Below are 18971 nucleotides of genomic sequence, written 5' to 3'. Positions count from 1 at the left end.
CTCACACCGCCTCCTTCTCGGCCGAGGCCGGCGCGGGGCGTCGTCCGCCGCGCAGGTCCCGCCACGACGGCAGGCGCTTCAGGACGCCCCAGCGCGGCAGCAGCAGCGCGACCACGACGAGCGCCGCCGTGATGGCCTTCATGTCGTTGGGGTTCAGGCCGACCTGCAGCGCCGCGAAGATGATGATCCGGTAGATCACGGCGCCGACGACCACGGCGAGGCTCGCGAGGAAGATGACCCGCTGGCCGAGCACCGCCTGGCCGAGGATCACCGAGGCGAGCCCGACGAGGATGAGGCCGATGCCCATGCTGATGTCGGCGAACCCCTGGTACTGGGCGACGAGGGCCCCGCAGAGGCCGACGAGCCCGTTCGAGAGCGACAGGGTGAGGATCGTCGTGCCGTCGGTGTTCGCGCCGAGGCTGCCGATCATCTGCCTGTTGTCGCCGGTCGCCTGGATCGCGAGCCCCAGGTCGGTCGACAGGAACCAGTCGACGGCGAGCTTGAGCACGAGCACGGCGGCGAGGAGCACGAGCACGCCGATCCACGTGCGGCCCAGGAGCCCCGCGTCGCGCAGCGGCGTCATGACCGTCTCCTCCCGCAGCAGGGGCACGTTGGCGCCGCCCATGATCCGCAGGTTCACCGACCACAGCGCGATCATCGTGAGGATCCCCGCGAGCAGCCCGTCGATGCGGCCCTTCGTGTGGAGCAGGCCCGTGACGAGCCCCGCGACGAGCCCGGCCGCGCCGCCCGCGAGCGTCGCGAGCACGGGGTTCTGCCCGCTCGTGATCATCGCGGCGGCGACGGCGGCGCCCATCGTGAAGCTGCCGTCGACGGTGAGGTCGGGGAAGTTCAGCACCCGGAACGTCAGGTAGACGCCGAGCGCCATGACCCCGTAGATGAGGCCGAGCTCGATCGCTCCGAACACGGGGCGCTACTCGATCACGCGGTCGGCGCGGTCGACGACCGACCCCGGCAGCTCCACGCCCATGCGCTCGGCCGCGCTCGGGTTGATGATCAGCTCGACGTCGTTCGACGTCTCGACCGCCATCTCGGCCGGATCCGCGCTCTCGAGCAGGATCTTCGCGGCCATCTCGCCCGTCTGGTAGCCGAGCTTCGTGTAGTCGATGCCGATCGTCGCGATGGCGCCGCTCTCGACCGGGCCGCTGTCGCCGCTCACGACGGGGATCTCGTTCTGCTCGGCGACCTGGATGAGCGCCGCGATGCCCGAGACGACGGTGTTGTCGGTGGGCACGTAGATCGCGTCGACGTCGCCGAGCGACTGGGCGGCCTGCTGCACCTCGGCGGAGTTGGAGACGGTCGCCTCCTCGATCGTGAGGCCGAGCTCGGCGGCGGCCTCCTTCGCCAGCTCCACCTGAACGGCCGAGTTGACCTCGCCCGAGCTGTAGACGACGCCGACCGACTCGGCGTCGGGGGCGATCTCGGCGAGCAGCGCGAGCTGGTCGGCGACCGGGTTGAGGTCGCTCGTGCCGGTCACGTTCGCGCCGGGGGCGTCGTCGGAGGCGACGAGCCCGGCCTCCTCGGCGTCGGTGACGGCCGTGAACAGCACGGGCACGTCGACGATCGCCTGGGCGGCGGCCTGCGCGGCGGGGGTGGCGACCGTGAAGACGAGGTCGAGCCCGCCGGAGGCGAAGGTCGTCGCGATGGTGTTCGTGTTGGGCACCTCGCCCTGCGCGTTCTGGTCGTCGTAGGTCGCCTCGATGCCGGCGTCGGCGATGGCCTCCTTGAAGCCCTCCGTCGCGGCGTCGAGGGCGGGGTGCTGCACGAACTGCAGCACGCCGATCTTCGCCTCCGTGCCGCCTCCGTCGCCGTCGGCGGGGGCGTCGTCGCCCGAGGAGGAGCAGGCGGAGAGGGCGAGCAGGGCGGCGGCGCCGAGGCCGGCGACCGCGAGGCCGCGCGAGCGGGGGTGGGACATGCGAGTTCCTCGTGACACGTGGGGAGCAGGGACGATCCTGTGATGGTAGCGGGAATCCCCGGTCGGCGCGGAGACGGGGATCCGCCCCGAGACGCGCGAAGAGCGCCGCCTGCCTGCCTGCCGAGACACCTCCCGGACACCGACACGTCACCGTCCGATCACCCTCGTCGGCTTCGCTGACGCCGTGACGCACCTCCGGATCCCCGCGCTCGGCCTCCTCGCGCTCGTCGCGGCATGCCTCGCCGCTTGCGGCCCCGCGGACGCGCCGGCGGCGTCTCCGGCGCGCGAAGTCGCCCCGGAGCCCGGCCGCACGATCCCCGTGACGCCGCCCGGGGAGCCCCTCGACCTCGCGGGCTGGCGGATCGTCGTGGTCGGCGACGCCGCCGACCTGGTCGACGGCGCACGGGGCGTCGCGGAGGGCGCGGGAGCGGAGCTGTCGGAGATCCCGGCGGGAGACGACCCCGACGGGGCGCTCGCCGCCGCGATCGGCGCGGATCCCGACCTCGTGGTGGGGGTGGGCGAGGGCGTCGTCGACGCCTTCTCGTTCGAGACCGCGCAGCGCCTCGACCGGGACTTCCTCCTCCTCGGCGCGCAGCTCGCCGAGCCCACCGCGAACGTCACGGCCGTGATCTGGGAGGGCGCGACCTCGCGCGGATCCGCCGCCTCCGCGGACGGCGACCTCGATCCGGCGTCGGCGACGCCCGCGCGCGGAGCGGACGCCCTCGCGGCGGGCATCGCGAGCATCCGCGCGGGCGAGACGGGGATCGTCCTGGACCTCGACGACTGACGCGGGGGATCCGATCCGACATCTTCGCGTCACCTGTCGTTCACCGGGACGGCGGGAGCCGGTCACTCCGGGGGAGGAGGGTGGCTCGTCGGGCGCCCCACCGCGCCCGCATCCCCCGAACCTCTCGAGATTGGCGTGTGACACGTGCTCCCAAACGAAGAGACACTGACGCGGCACCCGCGCATGCGGCGCGGCCTGGCCGGAGCGATCCTCGTCGCCCTGACCGCCGGCGCCGTCGGCGCGGCGGCCCTCCCCGCGGCGGCGGACGAGCCGCTCCTCGGCACCGGCGACGTCTGGCGCTTCTCCGACGACGGCACCGACCCGTCCGGCGACGGCTCGCTGTCGTGGACGACGGCCGACTTCGACGACGCGGGCTGGGCGGAGGGCGTCGGCCCGTTCGGCTCCAAGCGCGGCGAGGCCGATCTCGGCGGGGGATTCGTCGCCGAGACGCTCCTCGCGTACACGCTGCCCGGATCCGAGAACACGGTGCCGACCTACCACCTCCGCACCGACCTCGACCTCACCGCCGAGCAGCTCGCGGAGTTCGACGCGCTGGAGGGCACGGTCGTGTACGACGACGCCGTGCGCATCTACGTCAACGGCGAGCAGGTCGCCGGCTTCGAGGACGAGCGCGTCGACGAGGCCGAGAACCCCAACCTCACCTACGCGGGCAGCAGCAAGGGCAACCCGCAGACGAGCACCTTCACGGTGCCGGCGGAGGCGCTCGTCGAGGGCGAGAACACGATCGCCGTCGCCCTCTACCAGGATCGCGAGACGAGCAGCGACATCTTCTTCGACCTCGCCTCCCTCGTGCCGTTCGACTACCCGACCGAGCCGACGATCTCCGACATCGTGCTCGGCGTCGGCGCCACGGAGGCCGACCGCAACGTCGCCTGGTACTCGGACATGGACGTGCCGCAGGTCGCGCAGATCGCGCCGGCCGACGAGGTCGACGGCGAGACGTTCCCCGCCTCGGCCGTCACGGCCGAGACGACCGCGACCGGCGCGACGACGAGCGGCGAGTTCTTCCGCGACGCGACGTTCTCGGGTCTCGAGGAGAACACCGAGTACGCCTACCGCGTGGGCAGCGAGAGCACCGGCTGGTCCGACGTGCACACCTTCCGCACGCAGGACTTCTCGGGCGACTTCTCGTTCCTCTTCTTCGGCGACCCGCAGGTGGGCGCCTCCGGCGACCTCGCGCACGACGAGGCCGGCTGGGTCGACACCGTGGACGTCGCAACGGAGACCTACCCCGACGCCGAGCTGCTGTTCTCCGCCGGCGACCAGGTCGAGCACGCGAACAACGAGGACCAGTACGACGCGTTCCTCGCCCCCGAGCAGCTGCGCAGCGTGCCGCTCGTCGCGACGAACGGCAACCACGACGTGGGATCCAAGGCGTACGAGCAGCACTTCAACCTCCCGAACGAGGATCTCTCGGCGGGCGCCGGCACGGCGACGTCGTCGGGCGGCGACTACTGGTTCCTCTACAAGGACGTGCTGTTCCTCAACATCAACTCGAACAGCCGCGATTACGACTCGCACAACGCGTTCATGGAGAAGGTCGTCGCCGAGCACGGCGACGAGGCGAAGTGGACCGTGCTCGCGTTCCACCACTCGATCTACTCCGTCGCCTCGCACACCGACGACGGCGACATCCTCGACCGCCGCAGCACGATGCCCGAGAAGATCTCGGAGCTCGGCATCGACGTCGTGCTCATGGGCCACGACCACAACTACACGCGCAGCTACCTCGTGCAGGACGGCGAGCTCGCCGACCCGACGGAGCTCGCGGGCCAGGAGCGGGTCGAGAAGAAGGACGGAGAGGTGCTCTACCTCACCGCCAACTCGGCGAGCGGGTCCAAGTACTACGACACGAAGGCGCCCGACGCGTGGTTCGCGTCGGTCATCAACCAGGAGCGGGTGCGCAACTACTCGGCGGTCGAGGTGACCGACGACGCGTTCACGCTGCGCACCCTGCGCAGCGAGGCGAACGGCGACGAAGATCCCGTGAACAGCGTCGTCGACGAGGTCGTCCTCAGCCGCAGCGCGGCCCCCGAGCTGACGACGCCGGGCGACGTCGAGGTCGAGCAGGACGCCGCCTTCGATCCCCTCGAGGGCGTCACGGCGATCGACGACGTCGACGGCGACCTGACCGACGCGATCGAGGTCGCGGGCGAGGTCGACACGACCGCCCTGGGCGCCTACACGCTGACGTACACGGTCGCGGACGCCCGCGGCAACGTCGCGACGGCCGACCGCACCGTGACGGTCGTCGAGCCGGCCGCGGAGCCGGGTGACGACGCCGAGAGCGCCGGCGAGGCGGGCGCCGAGGACGCGGAGGCCGACGCCGACGCGGTCGAGTCCGGCACGGAGGACGCGGGCGACCAGGGCGCCGAGGCCGGGGCTGAGGACGCGGACGCCGACGCGGTCGAGTCGGGTTCCGACGACGCCGGCGAGGCGGGCGCCGAGAACGCCGACGATGCCGAGGCTGGCGCCGATGCGGATGACCAGGGCGCTGAGGACGCGGCCGCCGAGGCCGGATCCGAGGACGCCGGCGTCGACGCGGGCGAGTCGGGCTCGGAGGACGCGACGGACGCCGACGCGGGTGACGCCGGTTCCGAAGGCGGCGCCGACAGCGCCGACCAGACGGGCACCGACGCCGGACGCGACGGATCCCTCCAGGCGACGGGCGGCGACGTGGTCCTCCCGATCGCCGGCATCGTGGCGCTGCTGCTCGCGGGCGGCGCGACCCTGCTGATCCTGCGCCGGCGCGCGCTGCGCTGACGCCATCCCCGAGAGCGCCGTCCCGTCATCCGGCGGGCCGGCGCTCTCGCCGTCCGCGGCGTCAGTCCCGCCAGATGCGGCGGGGGATCCAGCAGCTCACGCGGTCGCGATACGCGCGATAGGGGTCGCCGAAGCGCTCCTCGAGGTCGTGCTCCTCCGAGGGGCGGATCAGCGCGTTCCAGACGAGGGATCCGCACAGCGCCCAGGCGACCACGAGCCACGATCCGAGCATCAGCCCGACCGCGACGCCCTGGGTGATCCCGGCCACGGCCATGGGATTGCGCACGATGCGGTAGGGGCCGGCGATCACGAGCCTCCTGGCCGTCGCGGACGGCAGCGGCGTGCCCTCGCCGCGCGTCGACATCGCCGCGGCCGACCACAGGCCGAGCGCGCTCGCCGCGGCGAAGACCGCGCCGCCGGCGATCCGCACCGTCAGCGGCGCCTCGACGGCGAGGCCCCAGCGGCGCTCGACGAGCGACATCGCGACGGGGATGACCCCGAGGAACAGGCCCCAGAACACGGCGAGCTGGATCCCCGTCCGCCGCACGTGCGCGGTCCGCTCCGCCGGAGGGGCGACCCGGAAGGCGAACGGACCGACGAACATCCACTCGATCGGCGCGCGGCCGCGCAGGATGATCGCCGCGCACGGCGCGGAGCCGACCGCCGCGAGCGCCATCGCGAGCGCGCCCCAGCCCGCCTCGCCCGTCGCGGTGGCGAGGAGCGCCATGCCCGCGGCGACGATCGCCGTCCACACGGTCGCGGCCCAGACGGCGGCCCGCACGCCGCAGGCCGCGACGGCCGACGCGGCGACGAACAGCGGGAGGTCGAGCGCGGCGACGATGACGGGATCCAGCGGGCCGAGCGTCGCCTCGCGCACGGGCGGCGTCGTGAACACGAGGATCCACCAGGCGGCACCCGCCGCGGCCTGCAGCGCGAAGTACGCGCGCGCCGACCCGGGGGAGAGGGGGATGCCGGCGACGCGCACGTCCCTCGCCGCCCCGACGACCGGGGAGGGGGAGAGCGGGGGCATGCGGTCAGTGTAGGGCGGCGCGAGACGCGCTCGACGGATCCCCCGAGGCCATTCCTCTTGAGGTGAGGCTCACCTAAGCTGAGTGCTCATGAGCAACATCGCCGTCACGCATGCCGAGAGCGGGCTGATCGAGGCCGAGGTGATCCGCGCCGAGCGCGTCACGCCGCACATGATGCGCATCACCCTGGGCGGACCCGACGTCGGCCGGTTCGCGTTCCAGGGCTTCGACCAGTGGTTCCGCCTCGCGCTCCCCGTCGCGGGCGGCGGCGAGCTGCGCCGCCTGCCGCAGAAGTTCGGCCTCGGAGGCAGCCTGCGCTGGCTCATGATGCCGAAGGGCGCCCGCCCCGTGATCCGCAACTACACGGTGCGCGACGCGCGGTCGGATCCGCCGGAGATCGACGTCGACTTCGTCGTGCACGGCGACGCCGGCGTGGCGGGTCCCTGGGCGGCGCGCGCGCAGCCCGGCGATCGCGTCGCGCTCATCGACCAGGGGTGCGGCTGGACCGATCCGGTGGCCGGCCGCGTGCTCCTCGTCGCCGACGAGAGCGGCCTGCCCGCCGTCGCGGGCATCCTCCGGGACCTGCCCCGCACCGCGCGGGGCCGCGCGCTCATCGAGCTCTTCGACGCCCGCGACGAGCAGCCGACCGGGGCGCCGGACGGCGTCGAGGTGACCTGGCTCGTGCGCGGCGAAGGGGAGGCGCCCGGATCCCTCGCTCTTCCGGCCCTGCGCGAGCTGGGGGAGGTCGACCCCGCGACGGTCGCGTTCTGCGTCGGGGAGCAGGCGCTCGCGACGGGCGCCCGCCGCCACCTCGTGCGCGAGGCCGGACTGCCCAAGGGCCAGGTGACCTTCTCGGGATACTGGCGCCTCGGCCGCGCCGCCATCTGACGCGCCCGGCGACCCGCCTCGCCTGGCGCCTCGCCAGCGGCGCTCGAGTTCTGCTGTGTGCTGTCTCCGATCCCGCTCGCCTGCACGACGACGCCGTTCTTCGGCTGTGGTCGGGGCTGGCGCGTGTCAGGTGGGGGTTTCAGCGAGGTGCGGCGTCGTCCTGCATCGGCGGGCGCTGTGTTCGACCGTTGGGTCGGCAGCGTCGGGCCCGTGGCCGTCTGGTGTCGTCATCGCCCCGCGTGGATCGGGTGCTGCTGCATCGGCGCTTCCGTCGCTGCGCTCCTCCGGTCAGATCTCCCGGTGCATGACGACGCCATTTCGGGGTCGGGCCCGGGGCTGGCGCGTGTCAGGGGGGCGGTCTCGGCGCGGATTGGCGTCGTCCTGCCCGAGCGAGAGCCGTCGGCCGTGCGGCAGCGTCGTTCTCGGTCGTTCGTTCGTCCGGGATCTGCTCCCTTCCTGCCACCGCCCCTCCCGGTGCATGACGACGCCATTTCGGGGCCGGGCGTGGGGTGGGTGCGTGTCAGGTGGGGGTCTCGGCGCGGATCGGCGTCGTCGTGCACGAGGCGAGAGGGAGAGCCGCCGGCCGCCGGGCCGTCGTGAAGCTCACGTCGGTCGCGGGGGACGCCCGCGTCGACGCGGGGCGGGCCGTGGTCGTCGCCGAGACGACGATCGACGGCGACCTCTCGTGCGATGCGCCGCGCGCCGACGGCGGCGGCAGCTCCGTCGGGGGCTCCTCCCGCGGCGCCTGCGCCGAGCTCGGCTGAGCCGCGCCGCTCAGCAGTACGGCACGTTGACCGCGAGCCCGCCCGTCGCGGTCTCCTTGTAGCGCGACGACATGTCCTCGCCCGTCTGCCGCATCGTCTCGATCGCGACGTCGAGGCTCACGACGTGGGTGCCGTCGCCGAGCAGCGCGATCCGCGCGGCGGTGAGCGCCGTCGATGCGGCGACCGCGTTGCGCTCGATGCAGGGCACCTGCACGAGCCCGCCGACGGGGTCGCACGTGAGCCCGAGGTGGTGCTCCATCGCGATCTCGGCGGCGTTCTCGATCTGGGCGGGCGTGCCGCCCCACGTCGCGCACACGGCGGCGGCCGCCATCGCGCATGCGCTGCCGACCTCGCCCTGGCACCCGGCCTCGGCTCCGGAGATCGACGCGTTCGCCTTGATGAGGGATCCGATGGCGCTGGCGGTGAGCAGGAAGCGGCGCACGGCGTCGGCGTCGGCCCCCTCGTCCACCGCGTAGCGCAGCACGGCGGGGATCACGCCGGCCGCGCCGTTCGTCGGCGCGGTGACGACGCGCCCTCCCGCGGCGTTCTCCTCGTTGACGGCCATCGCGTAGACGGCGACCCGCTCGCCGCTCGTCACCTGCTCGCGCGGCCGCGCGGAGAGGTGGCGCCAGGCGGCCGCGGCGCGACGGGACACCCCGAGGCCGCCCGGCAGGGTGCCGTCGGTCGCGATCCCCCGGTCGATGCACGCGCTCATCGCCGCCCAGATCGCGTCGAGGCCGCGCTGTACGGCGTCCTCGCTCCCGTGGATCGCGATCTCGTCCTCCCAGGCGATCTCCGCGATCCCGCGCTCGCCGCAGAGCTCCAGCAGCTCGGCCATGGTGCCGTAGGCCCTCGTCGCGCGGGGCACGGCGGTGCCGGGCTCCTCGTCGGCGCGGCGGATGAACCCGCCGCCCACCGAGAGGTACGTCTGCGCGAGCAGCTCCTCGCCGTCGTCGCCGTGCGCTTCGAGGGTCAGCGCGTTGGGGTGGGCGTAGTCGCGGGCGAACGGCTCGAAGACCACGTCCGCCCGGTCGAGGCGCACGCCGTCGATGTCGAGCGCGCCCTCGTCGCCCAGCTTCTCCCAGAGCCGCGGCGCCTCCGCGGGGTCGCAGGTGGTCGGATCCGCCCCGCCCAGCCCGGCGATGACGGCTCCGGGTGTGCCGTGGCCGATGCCGGTGGCGCCGAGGGATCCGTGCAGGCGCACGCGCACCCGCCGCACCTCCGCGCGCCTCGGCAGGGCGGCGACCGCCTCGCGGAAGGCGGCGGCCGCGCGCATGGGGCCGACCGTGTGAGAGCTCGACGGCCCGATGCCGATGGAGAACAGCTCCAGGGCGGAGACGTACACGCCGCTCATGCGATCAGCTCTCCAGCGTCACGCGGGTGGCGCCGTCCGGCCGCGCGGCCTGGCGTGCGAGGAGGTCGGCGCGCACCTTCGGAGTCAGGGCGGCGTCGAGCACCGTCCACGCGAGGGCGGTCGCGCCGTCGACGATCGCGTCGTGCGCCGCGGGCGTCGCGGCGCCGGCGGCGAAGTCGGGGTGGTGGGGCACCGCGGTCGCCCCGAGCACCGAGATCATCGGGTGCAGGCCGGGCACGACCTGCGTGACGTTGCCCATGTCGCTCGAGCCGCCGCCCCCGCCCGCGGGCGGCACGGGGGTGCGGCCGAGGCGCTCGAGGTTCGCGTCCCAGAAGGCGGAGAAGTCGGGATCCTGCACGAGCGGCGCGTAGGGGTGCTCCGTGCGCTCGTGGCTCCACGCGCATCCCATCGCGAGGGCGGCCCCCTCGAAGCAGGCGAGGATGCGGCGCTTGAGGTCGCGCCACGTGTCGAGGTCGTCGGCGCGCACCTCCACCTGCACCACGGCGCGCTCGGCGATGACGTTGGTCGCCTGGCCGCCGTCGGAGACGAACGCGTTGACGTTGGTCCCTCCGGGGAGCTGCTGGCGGAGGAGCCCGATCGCCGTGAGGGCGAGGGTGGCGGCGGCTCCGGCGTTGATCGCCCTGTCGGGTGCGGCCGCCGCGTGGGCCGCGCGCCCGGTGAAGACCACCTCGAAGCGCTCGACGGCCGTGAGCGCGACCTTCGCGGCCTGCACGTCGTCGCCGGTTCCGCCGTGCACCATGAGCGAGCAGGTGGCGTCCTCGAACGCGCCGGCCGCGAGGAGCGACACCTTGCCCCCGCCGTGCTCCTCGGCGGGGGTGCCGAGGAGCTTCACGCGCAGCCCCGCCTCTTCCGCGACGTCTGCGAGGGCGATCGCGGCGCCGACGCCGATCGCGGCGATCACGTTGTGCCCGCAGGCGTGCCCGACGCGGGGCAGCGCGTCGTACTCGGCGCAGATCGTCACGGTCATGTCGCCGTCGCCGCGCACCGCCTCCACCGCCGTGTCGACGCCGTACGCGCCGACCTCGGGGTCGAACCCCGCGTCGCGGAGCGTCTCCGCGACGGCCGCGGCGGCGCGGTGCTCCTCCCAGGAGAGCTCGGGATCGGCGTGGATGCGGTGGCTCAGGGCGACGAGCCCGTCGCGCTCGGCGCGGGTCCGCGCGCCGACGCGCTCCTTGAGGGCTTCAGGGGAAGGGGAGGTCGTCATGGTGCGTGCCTTTCTTCTGGGCGGTGGTGCTTGTGGCGGACCGCGAGCGATAGTCTGCGCGAACGAGACGCGCGGTCCGGGATCCGCGCCGCTGATCTGCGCGGAGGGAATGAGAAGTGCAGGAAAACCGGCTGTCGGAGCTGGATGCGCGCCTTCTGCACGCCTTGCAGATCGAGCCGCGGGCGAGCTGGATCGACCTCGCTCCGGTCGTCGGCGCGGACGCCGGCACCCTGGCGCGCCACTGGGAGGCGCTCCGGCGCCGAGGCGACGCGTGGATCACGGGCCATCCGCGGCACGGTCAGCTCGCGCTCGTCGAGCTGGAGTGCGAGCCGTCGAGGCTGTCGGCGGTCATGGCCTCGCTCGAGCACGACCCGCAGGTGTGGGTGCTCGATCTCACGTCGGGATCGAGGGATCTGCTCGTCACGGTCTTCGCGCGCGACCTCCCGTCGCTCTCGGCCTACGTGATCCCGCGCATCGGCGACCTCCCCGGCGTGCGCTCCGCGCGCACGCACATCGTGGGCGAGGTGCTCGTCGAGGGGTCGAGCTGGCGGCTGCGCGCCCTCGCGAAGGACGAGGCGGCTCGGGTTCCCGCGCCCGCGGCTCCCCGTCCGCGGGCGGCGCGTCGGATCCCCGACGAGGTCCGCCGTGCGGTGGAGACCGAGCTCTGGCGCGACGGCCGCGCGACCGTCGCGGAGATCGCGCGCCGCCATGACGTCGCCCCGCAGCGGGTGTCCGACGCGATCGCGACGATGCGCCAGCGCGGCGAGCTGATGATGCGCACCGACCTCGCGCGCGGGGCGACGGGGTGGCCCGTCTACACCTGGTACTTCGTCGAGGCGCCCGCCCGCACCGTCGAGGCGGCGCGCACGACCATCGCGGGGGTGCCGGAGGTGCGGCTCGCCGTCACGACCTCGAGCCGCTACAACCTCGTGCTCGCGGTGTGGTTGAGGCGCCTGTCCGACGTCAACCGCTTCGAGATCGCCCTCGAGCGCGCCCTGCCCGGGGCGCGGATCGCGGATCGGTCCGTGGTGCTGCGGATCGCGTCGCTCATGGGGCGCCCGCTCGACGAGGACGGCCGGGTCCGGCCCTCGGCCTGAGTGGGTCTCAGGCCGCATCGGCGCGGTCCGGGCGCCCCGGGAGGAACAGGGCGCCGAGGATCGTGGCGATCACCGCGATCGCGACGGTGAAGAACGCCGCCCCCGGCACGAGGGGAGTGAGCACGAAGACGATGAGCGCGCCGACGACGCCCGCGATGGCGAGGATCCGGTAGTTGGGGTCGTCGGAGATCATCTGCACGATGGCCGCGCCGAGGATCACCGGCAGGATGTACGTCTGCACGGTCGTGATGAGCTCGGGCGGGAGCAGCCGCACGAGCGCCCCGCCGAACACGCCCACGATGACGAGCAGGCAGACGAGGTGGGTCGTGGCGGCGCCGCAGATCGCGAGCACCGCGGCGAGCTGGCCGCGGCGGGTGGTGCCCTTCGCGCCGATGGTCGACTGCGCGGCGATCGCCGAGGGGATGAGCTTGTTCGAGTTGTTGCCGATGAGGAACGCCTGGTACATGCTCGCGGCTCCCAGGATCGGGAAGTAGGCGAGCGGCTCGACGAACCACACGACGCCGAAGATCGCGCCGACGGCGAGCACGCCGACGAGCACGGCGCCCGGGTCGACGCCGAGCTGGACGGCCAGCACCGTGGGGCCGCCGAGCATGACGAGGAGCGCGCCGAGCATGGTGAGACGGCCCCAGCGGGAGGTCGTCCGGTCGAAGGAGCTCCACGCGGCCGCGGCGGCGGGGGTCTCGACGGAAGGGTGCGATGCGGTCGTGATGCTCTCCGGGTGTGCGGGCTCAGGCGAGGCCGAGGGTCGTGAGGACGTGGATGAACGCGATGCCGACGACGATCGCGATGCCGAGGCCCCACTGCTTGAGCCAGACGCGGCCCGTGAGGCGGCTGATGAGCAGGCGCGCGCCCATCACGAGCGCGCCGCTGAGGATGGCGAGGGTCGGGAGGAGGCCGTGGGAGATCTCCTGCGGGCCGAAGGTGATGAAGGCGCCGAGGAGGGCGGCGGTCGAGATGATCGCCATCGTCGCGGCGCCCCTGCCGCCCTCGAGCCTCGCCCCTCCGCGCTTGAGCAGCGGGGTGGCGATGAGGGTCACGACCATCCACATCGCGCCCGCGTTGCCGATGGACAGCAGGACGGTCGCGAACACCTCCTGGGTGAATCCGGCGCCGCCCAGGGAGGTGCCGAGGGTGCCGGCGACGGCGCCCGAGGCGGCGACCTCGTACGGCGCGGATCCGACGAGGCCGATGCGGATCAGCACGCCGGGGGTGCCGAAGACGCTGATGAGGGTGATGGCGATGAGGCAGATGGCGAGGGAGGGGTCGAGGGACGCGGTGATGCCGGTGCGGTACGACCGCTTCACGTCGTCGGCGGACATCCCGACCGCCGGGGCGGTGCGGCGCACGGCGCGGTAGTAGATGAGGGTCTGGACGCCGATGATGAGGAACACCCCGATGGCGGACACCCAGATGGCGGGGGAGTTCGCGGCGGCGAGCACGTCCAGCGAGTCGGGGTCGAGGGACAGCGCGTGAGGGGGCATGGGGATCCTTTCGCCTGTGGCGCGGTTGCGCCCTGACAGCGTCCGCTCGCGAATGCGTCCGCCGGTTCACGTGCCCCCTGTTCTGCGGAGAAGCTCTGCCGCATGCGGGAAATCTGCGGAGAGCGGCGTGCGCGGACGACCCGGATCGGGGATCCGCCGTCCAGGGCGGCTCGCTACACTCGGGCTCGGCGGCGTGAGCCGCCGACGAAGAAGGCTGTGCATCTACCGGCCGCCGAACCCGGCGGACAGCGGCGGCACCCACCGCTCGCCGTGGAGGCGTCCATGACCCCGTCCGATGCGCGCGCTGTCGCCGAGCAGCGCCCCGTCTCGCTCCTGGGGACCGTCGGTCCCTGGTACTTCATCATCGCGTTCGTCGCGCGCGTGCCCTACGCCATGATGGTCGTCGGCGTGCTGACGCTCGTGTCGTCCGGCCGCGGATCCATCTCGTACGGCGGCCTCGCGTCGGCCGCCGTCGGCATCGGCACGGCGTGCTTCGGGGCGCTCCTCGGCGCCGCGGCCGATCGATTCGGGCAGCGGCTCGTCCTGCTGCTCATCGCGGGGGCGAACGCCGCCCTCATGGTCGTGTTCGCGGCCGTCGTCTACAGCGATCTGCCGATCGGGGTCGTGCTGGCCGTCGCGTTCGGCATCGGGTCGACGGCCCCCCAGGTCGCCCCGATGTCGCGGGCGCGGCTCGTCGGCGTCATCGCCGACCGGATCGCGCCGGATCGTCGGTCGCGCACGGTGTCGTCGACGATGGCCTACGAGTCGGCCGCCGACGAGACCGTGTTCGTCCTCGGGCCGTTCGTCGTCGGCATCCTCGCCTCCGCGATCGCGCCGTGGGCGCCGCTCGTCGGCGCCGCTGTGCTGACGGTGGGCTTCGTCGGCGCGTTCGCGCTGCACCCGTCGGGGCGCCGCGTCGATGCGGGGCGCACGCACGACGGCCGCCCGGCCTCTCCCGTCCGCGACCTGTTCCGGGCGCGGATCCTCGTCATCGTGGTCGGCATGGCGGGCGTCGGAGCGTTCTTCGGCACGTCGCTCACGTCGCTCACCTCGTTCATGACCGACCTCGGCGACGGCGAGAGCGCGGGTGTGATGTACGGGATCATGGGCATCGGATCCGCCATCCTCGCGCTGGCGGTGTCTGCGCTCCCCGCTCGCTTCACGCCGCGTGCGCGGTGGATCGCGTTCGGCGCCGTGATGGTCGGGGGCAGCGTGCTCGTCGGCCTCGCCCACGATCTCGCGTCGATGGCGATCGCCCTGGGTCTCGTGGGCATCGGGGTGGGCCCGACGCTCGTCACGCAGTACAGCTTCGGAGCCGCGCACAGCCCCGCGGGTCGGTCGACGACGGTGATGACGATGCTCGGATCGAGCCTCATCGTCGGGCAGTCGCTCGGCGCGGCGGTCGCGGGCGAGGTCGCCGAGGGCGCCGGCACGGCGGTCGCGCTGTGGCTGCCTCTCGTCGCGGCGGGCGTCGTGTGCGCGGCGGGCCTCGCCAACGCGGCGCTCAACCGCCCCGTCCGCTGAGGCCGCCCGCGCCCCTGATTCAGGCCTGGCGCATGCGCTGCAGCAGCCAGAGGAAGTAGGGCGTGCCGACGAGCGCGACGACGAGGCCCGCGGGCAGCTGGGCGGGGGCGATCGCCGCGCGCCCCACGACATCGCTCACGACGACGAGCAGCGCCCCGAGCAGCCCCGTGAGCGGCCACAGGGCCGCGTGGCGTTTCCCGACGATCATGCGGGCGGCGTGGGGAGCGACGAGGCCGACGAACGAGATCACCCCGATCGACGCGGTCGCGGCGGCCGTGAGCGCTACGGCGAGGCCGATGTGCAGGAGGCGCGATCGTCCGACGTCGGCGCCCCAGACCCGAGGCGACGTCTCGTCGAACTGCAGCACGTCGAGGTCGCGGTGCGTGCGGGTGAGCAGCACGGCCGTCGCCGCGAGCAGCAGAGCCATGGGCGCGAGCTGAGGGAGAGACGCTCCGTACGTGGATCCGCCCATCCAGGTGATCGCCTTCGACTGGTTCCAGGGATCCGTGCCGACGATGAGCAGCGTGGTCAGGGCGCTCGCGCCGGCGCCCACGCCGATGCCGACGAGCACGAGCCGCAGCTGGTCGGCGCGCCCGAGCCAGGTGAGCAGCACGGCCGCGACAGCGGCCGCGAGGAGCGCGGCGATGAGCACGAGGCCGTCCGACGGCGCGGGGACGGTGGTGATGACGATGATCGCCCCGAGCCCGGCGCTCGCGGAGATGCCGAGGATGCCGGGGTCGGCGAGCGGGTTGCGGGTGACGCCCTGCACCATGAGGCCCGCGATGCCCAGGCACGCGCCGGCGAGCAGGGCCCCGGCGACGCGCGGGGTGCGGGAGTCGAGGATGATCTCGATGCGCACGACGGCGGCCTGGCGGATCCAGTTCCACACGTCTCCGAGCAGCACGAGGCTGTCTCCGAGCAGCACGGCGGCGACGAGGGCGGCGGCGAGCAGCGCGCCCGCGCCGCCGATGACGAGCCAGGGGCGGCGGCGGCCGATGCGCGTGCCGGCGCGCAGAGTCACGAGCGACTCCCCGTCGCCGGAGCCGGACGGCAGGCGCTGGGCGAGCGCGATGAGGAACAGCGCGCCGAGGAGGCTCGTGACGACGCCGGTCGGGATCGTCACCCCGGAGACGGGACCGAAGAGCATCCTCAGCGCGACGTCGGCGGTGAGCACGAGCGCGATGCCCGCGACGCCGCTCAGGGCGAGGAAGGCGCGCTGCCGGCGCAGGGCCGGGATCCGCCGCGCCGCGAGACGCATGAGAGCGGGGGCGCAGAGGCCCACGAATCCGATGGGCCCGGCGATCGTCACCGCTCCCGCGGCGAGGGCGACCGCGCAGAGGATGGCCCAGATGCGGGTCGAAGCGACGGGCACGCCGAAGGCGGTCGCGGCGTCATCGCCGAGCTGCAGCAGGTCGAGGCGTCTGCCGAGGAGGAGGGCCGCGACGACGGCGACGAGGAGCACGGGCGCCACGGCGAGGATCGCGTCTGATCCGTTCTGGGAGAGGGAGCCCGCCCCCCAGGCGAACAGCCCCTGGGTCTCCCACGGGAACAGCAGGAGCAGCACGCTCGTCACCGCGGACAGGCCGAGGGTCAGCACGGACCCCGCCAGCACGAGCCGGATGGGCGACAGCCCGGCTCCCGAGGACAGGCCGATGACGGCCGCGGCCGCTCCGATGCCGCCGGCGAAGGCGACGACGAGCGCTGGGAGGGGAGGGAGCCCGACGCCGAGCGCCGCCGCGAGGGTCACGGCGAAGTGCGCGCCCGCTCCGACTCCGGTGGTCTCCGGGGACGCGAGGGGGTTGCGCGAGACCGACTGCATGATGGCGCCGGAGATGCCGAGAGCGGCTCCGACGACGAGGGCGGCGGCGAGGCGGGGCAGGCGCGACTCGATGAGCACGGCGCTCGCCTGCGGCACGTCGCCGCCGGAGAGCGCGGACCACAGCGTGGCGAGGCCGATGTCGGCGGTGCCCTGCGTGAGATGCACGGCTGCGGCGACGACGAGCCAGAGGACGGTCGCGATCGCCACGAGAGCGGCCCCCGTCCGCCGCGCCGGACGCGCGGGGGACGAGGACCGCGGGGCGGAGGGTGCGGTCATTCGGCGCCGAGGATGCCGGCGACGTCGTCGCTGAACGCCATGAGCGAGTCGGGTCCGCCGTAGACCCAGATGCCGTCGGCGGCTCCGGCCACCCGGCCGGCCTCGACGAGGGGGAGGCTCTTCCACACGGCGTTGTCTCCGAGGTACGTCTCGACGGGATCCTCGCTGTCGGCGTTGGCCCAGTAGAGGAACCAGGCGTCGTCGGGCAGCGCCGTGAGGCCCTCGATGTCGGAGGACGAGAGCGCGTACGCCGCGTCGCCTTCGTCGGTCCAGGCGGGCTCGAGGCCCATGGCGGTGAGCACGGCCTGCGGTGCGGAGCCCGGTCCGTGCATGCGGATCGTCACGTTGCCGCCGTCGGCGTAGGGCGAGGTGAATACGACGGGGGTGCCGTCGAGGCCGACGTCGGCGATGCGCTCCGCGTTCTCCTCGAGCTTCGCGTCGAGCTCGGCGTTCAGGGCCTCTCCCTCGTCCTCGCGTCCGGTGGCGGAGGCGAGGGTGGTCACGGCCTCCTGCACGGCGCCCAGCGGATCGGCGGCGTTCGCGGGCTCGAGCAGCAGGATCGGGGCGACGCGCTCCAGCTGCTCCCGCACCTCGTCGGGCACGGATCCGGGGACGCCGACGATGAGGTCGGGCTCGAGCTCGGCGATGGCCTCGACGCTCGGCTCGTTGCGCACGCCCACATCGGCGGGGTCGCCGAGCGTCGGCACGGCGTCGCCGACCCAGCTCTCGTAGCCGCTCGCGTCGGCGATGCCGGTGAGCTCGATGCCGAGCGACTGCACGATCTCGGCCTGCGCCCATTCGAGGGCGACGACCTTCTCGGCGGGTCCGTTCTCGAGGACGACGTCCTCGCCCTCCGCGTCCTGCAGCGTGATGGCGTCGGCGGGCGCCGCGTCGTCCGCGGGGGCGTCGGCGGCGTCGCTGGTCGTGCCGCAGCCGGCGAGGAGCGCGACGATCGCGAGGGAGCCGAGCGAGAGCGCGGCGGTGCGGGTGGGGGACATGGAAGATCCTTTCGGTGCGCGGCTGCGCCGCGGAGGGGTGGGGCGGAGGTCGGTCAGGCGGCGGCCGAGGGGCGTCCTCGGCGGGCGCGACGCACGCGGACGTCGATCGCACCGGTCCGAGGGTCCTCTGCCACCTGCACGGGGATGCCGTACACGTCGCTGAGGAGCGCGGGATCGAGAGCTTCGAGCGGAGCCCCGTCGGCGACGATGCGGCCCTCGCTGAGGACGAGGATGCGGTCGGCGACGTCCGCCGCGTGCCCCAGGTCGTGCAGCACGACGCCGACCGCGACGTCGTGCTCGTCGGAGAGCTCGCGCATGAGGTCGAGGATCTCGACCTGGTAGCGCAGGTCGAGGTGGTTCGTGGGCTCGTCCAGGAGGAGCACGGCGGTGTCCTGGGCGAGGGCGCTCGCGAACCAGGCTCGCTGGAGCTGCCCGCCGGACAGGGTCTCGAGGGGCGCATCGCGCAGGTCGTCGAGGCCGGTGAGCGTCAGAGCCCGCGCGATGGCGGCGGCGCCCTCGGGATCGCGGCCCCTCCACCCGCTGCGGTGGGCGTGCCGGCCGAAGCCCACGATGTCCGAGACGGTGATCCCCACGGGGGTGGGGCGCTGCTGCGCGAGCAGGGTGATCCGCTGGGCGAACTCCCGAGGGGAGAGGGCACGGGTGTCCTCCACGTCCGGGAGCGAGACGGATCCCCCGCTGGCGCGGACGAGACGGCACAGGGCGCGGAGCGTCGTGGACTTGCCGGAGCCGTTGGGACCGACGAGCGCGGTCACGCGACCCGGCTCGAGGGCGAGGGAGGCGTCGCGCACGACGGCGGTGCGTCCGAAGGACACGGAGAGCTCGGTGGCGCGCAGAGCCCAGCCGGGGGAGGAGGTGCGAGAGGTCACGAGAGAAGGTTAGCCACACCTAACCCCAGAATCCACACTGCGGCGCCGGAGGGCCGACACGCCCGGCGGGGGCGAGGAGTTGGTGCGCGGCGCGGACCTGCGTAG

At 73.8% G+C, this 18971-nt stretch carries 16 protein-coding genes; 6 read left to right on the top strand and 10 right to left on the bottom strand.

Going from position 1 to position 18971, the window contains the following annotated elements:
* Position 1 precedes the first annotated feature (1 nt).
* A complete protein-coding gene (locus tag NHL53_RS11795) occupies positions 2–925 on the bottom strand; it encodes an ABC transporter permease (RefSeq protein ID WP_433777064.1) in 924 nt (307 codons plus the stop codon).
* A 6-nt stretch (positions 926–931) separates the two neighbouring features.
* A complete protein-coding gene (locus NHL53_RS11790) occupies positions 932–1933 on the bottom strand; it encodes an ABC transporter substrate-binding protein (RefSeq protein ID WP_433777063.1) in 1002 nt (333 codons plus the stop codon).
* 184 nt (positions 1934–2117) lie between these two features.
* On the opposite strand from NHL53_RS11790, the gene NHL53_RS11785 reads away from it, so the two are divergent.
* Both NHL53_RS11785 and NHL53_RS11780 read left to right on the top strand, forming a co-directional pair.
* The gene (locus tag NHL53_RS11785; RefSeq protein WP_433777062.1) at positions 2118–2720 is read left to right on the top strand and encodes a BMP family ABC transporter substrate-binding protein; all 603 of its coding nucleotides are present in this window, start codon (positions 2118–2120) and stop codon (positions 2718–2720) included.
* 183 nt (positions 2721–2903) lie between these two features.
* Positions 2904–5504: an immunoglobulin-like domain-containing protein gene (locus NHL53_RS11780; protein ID WP_433777061.1), complete on the top strand. Its 2601-nt coding sequence runs from the start codon at positions 2904–2906 to the stop codon at positions 5502–5504.
* A gap of 61 nt (positions 5505–5565) precedes the next feature.
* On the opposite strand, the gene NHL53_RS11775 is transcribed toward NHL53_RS11780, so the two are convergent.
* Positions 5566–6534 carry a methyltransferase family protein gene (locus tag NHL53_RS11775; protein WP_433777060.1) on the bottom strand — a complete coding sequence of 323 codons (969 nt, stop codon included), beginning with the start codon at positions 6532–6534 and terminating at the stop codon, positions 5566–5568.
* A gap of 88 nt (positions 6535–6622) precedes the next feature.
* Between NHL53_RS11775 and NHL53_RS11770 the strand changes: the two genes are divergently transcribed.
* Positions 6623–7420, top strand: a complete 798-nt coding sequence (locus NHL53_RS11770) for a siderophore-interacting protein (RefSeq protein ID WP_433777059.1) — start codon at positions 6623–6625, stop codon at positions 7418–7420.
* 596 nt (positions 7421–8016) lie between these two features.
* Positions 8017–8184, top strand: a complete 168-nt coding sequence (locus NHL53_RS11765) for a hypothetical protein (RefSeq protein ID WP_433777058.1) — start codon at positions 8017–8019, stop codon at positions 8182–8184.
* Positions 8185–8194: 10 nt separating this feature from the next.
* On the opposite strand, the gene NHL53_RS11760 is transcribed toward NHL53_RS11765, so the two are convergent.
* Positions 8195–9538: an L-serine ammonia-lyase gene (locus NHL53_RS11760; RefSeq protein WP_433777057.1), complete on the bottom strand. Its 1344-nt coding sequence runs from the start codon at positions 9536–9538 to the stop codon at positions 8195–8197.
* Between the two features lie 4 nt (positions 9539–9542).
* Positions 9543–10763: an amidohydrolase gene (locus tag NHL53_RS11755; protein ID WP_433777056.1), complete on the bottom strand. Its 1221-nt coding sequence runs from the start codon at positions 10761–10763 to the stop codon at positions 9543–9545.
* A 164-nt stretch (positions 10764–10927) separates the two neighbouring features.
* Between NHL53_RS11755 and NHL53_RS11750 the strand changes: the two genes are divergently transcribed.
* Complete coding sequence (locus tag NHL53_RS11750) at positions 10928–11860, top strand: Lrp/AsnC family transcriptional regulator (RefSeq protein ID WP_433777055.1); 933 nt, start codon at positions 10928–10930, stop codon at positions 11858–11860.
* Between the two features lie 7 nt (positions 11861–11867).
* On the opposite strand, the gene NHL53_RS11745 is transcribed toward NHL53_RS11750, so the two are convergent.
* Entirely contained in the window at positions 11868–12494 is a 627-nt protein-coding gene (locus NHL53_RS11745; protein WP_433777054.1) for a hypothetical protein, read from the bottom strand.
* A 115-nt stretch (positions 12495–12609) separates the two neighbouring features.
* Positions 12610–13362 (bottom strand): DUF5058 family protein, encoded by a 753-nt coding sequence (locus NHL53_RS11740; protein WP_433777053.1) that lies wholly within the window; start codon positions 13360–13362, stop codon positions 12610–12612.
* 282 nt (positions 13363–13644) lie between these two features.
* On the opposite strand from NHL53_RS11740, the gene NHL53_RS11735 reads away from it, so the two are divergent.
* Positions 13645–14886 carry an MFS transporter gene (locus NHL53_RS11735; protein ID WP_433777052.1) on the top strand — a complete coding sequence of 414 codons (1242 nt, stop codon included), beginning with the start codon at positions 13645–13647 and terminating at the stop codon, positions 14884–14886.
* Between the two features lie 19 nt (positions 14887–14905).
* On the opposite strand, the gene NHL53_RS11730 is transcribed toward NHL53_RS11735, so the two are convergent.
* Genes NHL53_RS11730 through NHL53_RS11720 form a run of 3 tightly spaced genes read right to left on the bottom strand, consistent with a single transcriptional unit; the run spans position 14906 to position 18866 of the window.
* Positions 14906–16981 carry an iron ABC transporter permease gene (locus NHL53_RS11730; protein WP_433777051.1) on the bottom strand — a complete coding sequence of 692 codons (2076 nt, stop codon included), beginning with the start codon at positions 16979–16981 and terminating at the stop codon, positions 14906–14908.
* Positions 16978–17979: an ABC transporter substrate-binding protein gene (locus NHL53_RS11725; RefSeq protein WP_433777050.1), complete on the bottom strand. Its 1002-nt coding sequence runs from the start codon at positions 17977–17979 to the stop codon at positions 16978–16980. The genes NHL53_RS11730 and NHL53_RS11725 overlap by 4 nt, the downstream gene beginning before the upstream one ends.
* Before the next feature lie 53 nt (positions 17980–18032).
* On the bottom strand, positions 18033–18866 hold the full coding sequence (locus tag NHL53_RS11720; protein WP_433777049.1) for an ABC transporter ATP-binding protein: 834 nt from the start codon (positions 18864–18866) through the stop codon (positions 18033–18035).
* Between the last annotated feature and the right edge of the window lie 105 nt (positions 18867–18971).

It is taken from the genome of Microbacterium sp. gxy059 (genome assembly GCF_050958665.1).
Classification (GTDB): domain Bacteria; phylum Actinomycetota; class Actinomycetes; order Actinomycetales; family Microbacteriaceae; genus Microbacterium.
Note: the sequence above shows the minus strand (reverse complement) of the source record. Positions and strands in the feature narration are given on the sequence as shown.

Bases quoted from the DNA above. Each gene is read 5' to 3' on its own strand.
- NHL53_RS11790 (WP_433777063.1), bottom strand. From the start codon at position 1,933: ATGTCCCACCCCCGCTCGCGCGGCCTCGCGGTCGCCGGCCTCGGCGCC.
- NHL53_RS11780 (WP_433777061.1), top strand. From the start codon at position 2,904: ATGCGGCGCGGCCTGGCCGGAGCGATCCTCGTCGCCCTGACCGCCGGC.
- NHL53_RS11775 (WP_433777060.1), bottom strand. From the start codon at position 6,534: ATGCCCCCGCTCTCCCCCTCCCCGGTCGTCGGGGCGGCGAGGGACGTG.
- NHL53_RS11770 (WP_433777059.1), top strand. From the start codon at position 6,623: ATGAGCAACATCGCCGTCACGCATGCCGAGAGCGGGCTGATCGAGGCC.
- NHL53_RS11760 (WP_433777057.1), bottom strand. From the start codon at position 9,538: ATGAGCGGCGTGTACGTCTCCGCCCTGGAGCTGTTCTCCATCGGCATC.
- NHL53_RS11755 (WP_433777056.1), bottom strand. From the start codon at position 10,763: ATGACGACCTCCCCTTCCCCTGAAGCCCTCAAGGAGCGCGTCGGCGCG.
- NHL53_RS11745 (WP_433777054.1), bottom strand. From the start codon at position 12,494: ATGCTCGGCGCGCTCCTCGTCATGCTCGGCGGCCCCACGGTGCTGGCC.
- NHL53_RS11740 (WP_433777053.1), bottom strand. From the start codon at position 13,362: ATGCCCCCTCACGCGCTGTCCCTCGACCCCGACTCGCTGGACGTGCTC.
- NHL53_RS11735 (WP_433777052.1), top strand. From the start codon at position 13,645: ATGACCCCGTCCGATGCGCGCGCTGTCGCCGAGCAGCGCCCCGTCTCG.
- NHL53_RS11730 (WP_433777051.1), bottom strand. From the start codon at position 16,981: ATGACCGCACCCTCCGCCCCGCGGTCCTCGTCCCCCGCGCGTCCGGCG.
- NHL53_RS11725 (WP_433777050.1), bottom strand. From the start codon at position 17,979: ATGTCCCCCACCCGCACCGCCGCGCTCTCGCTCGGCTCCCTCGCGATC.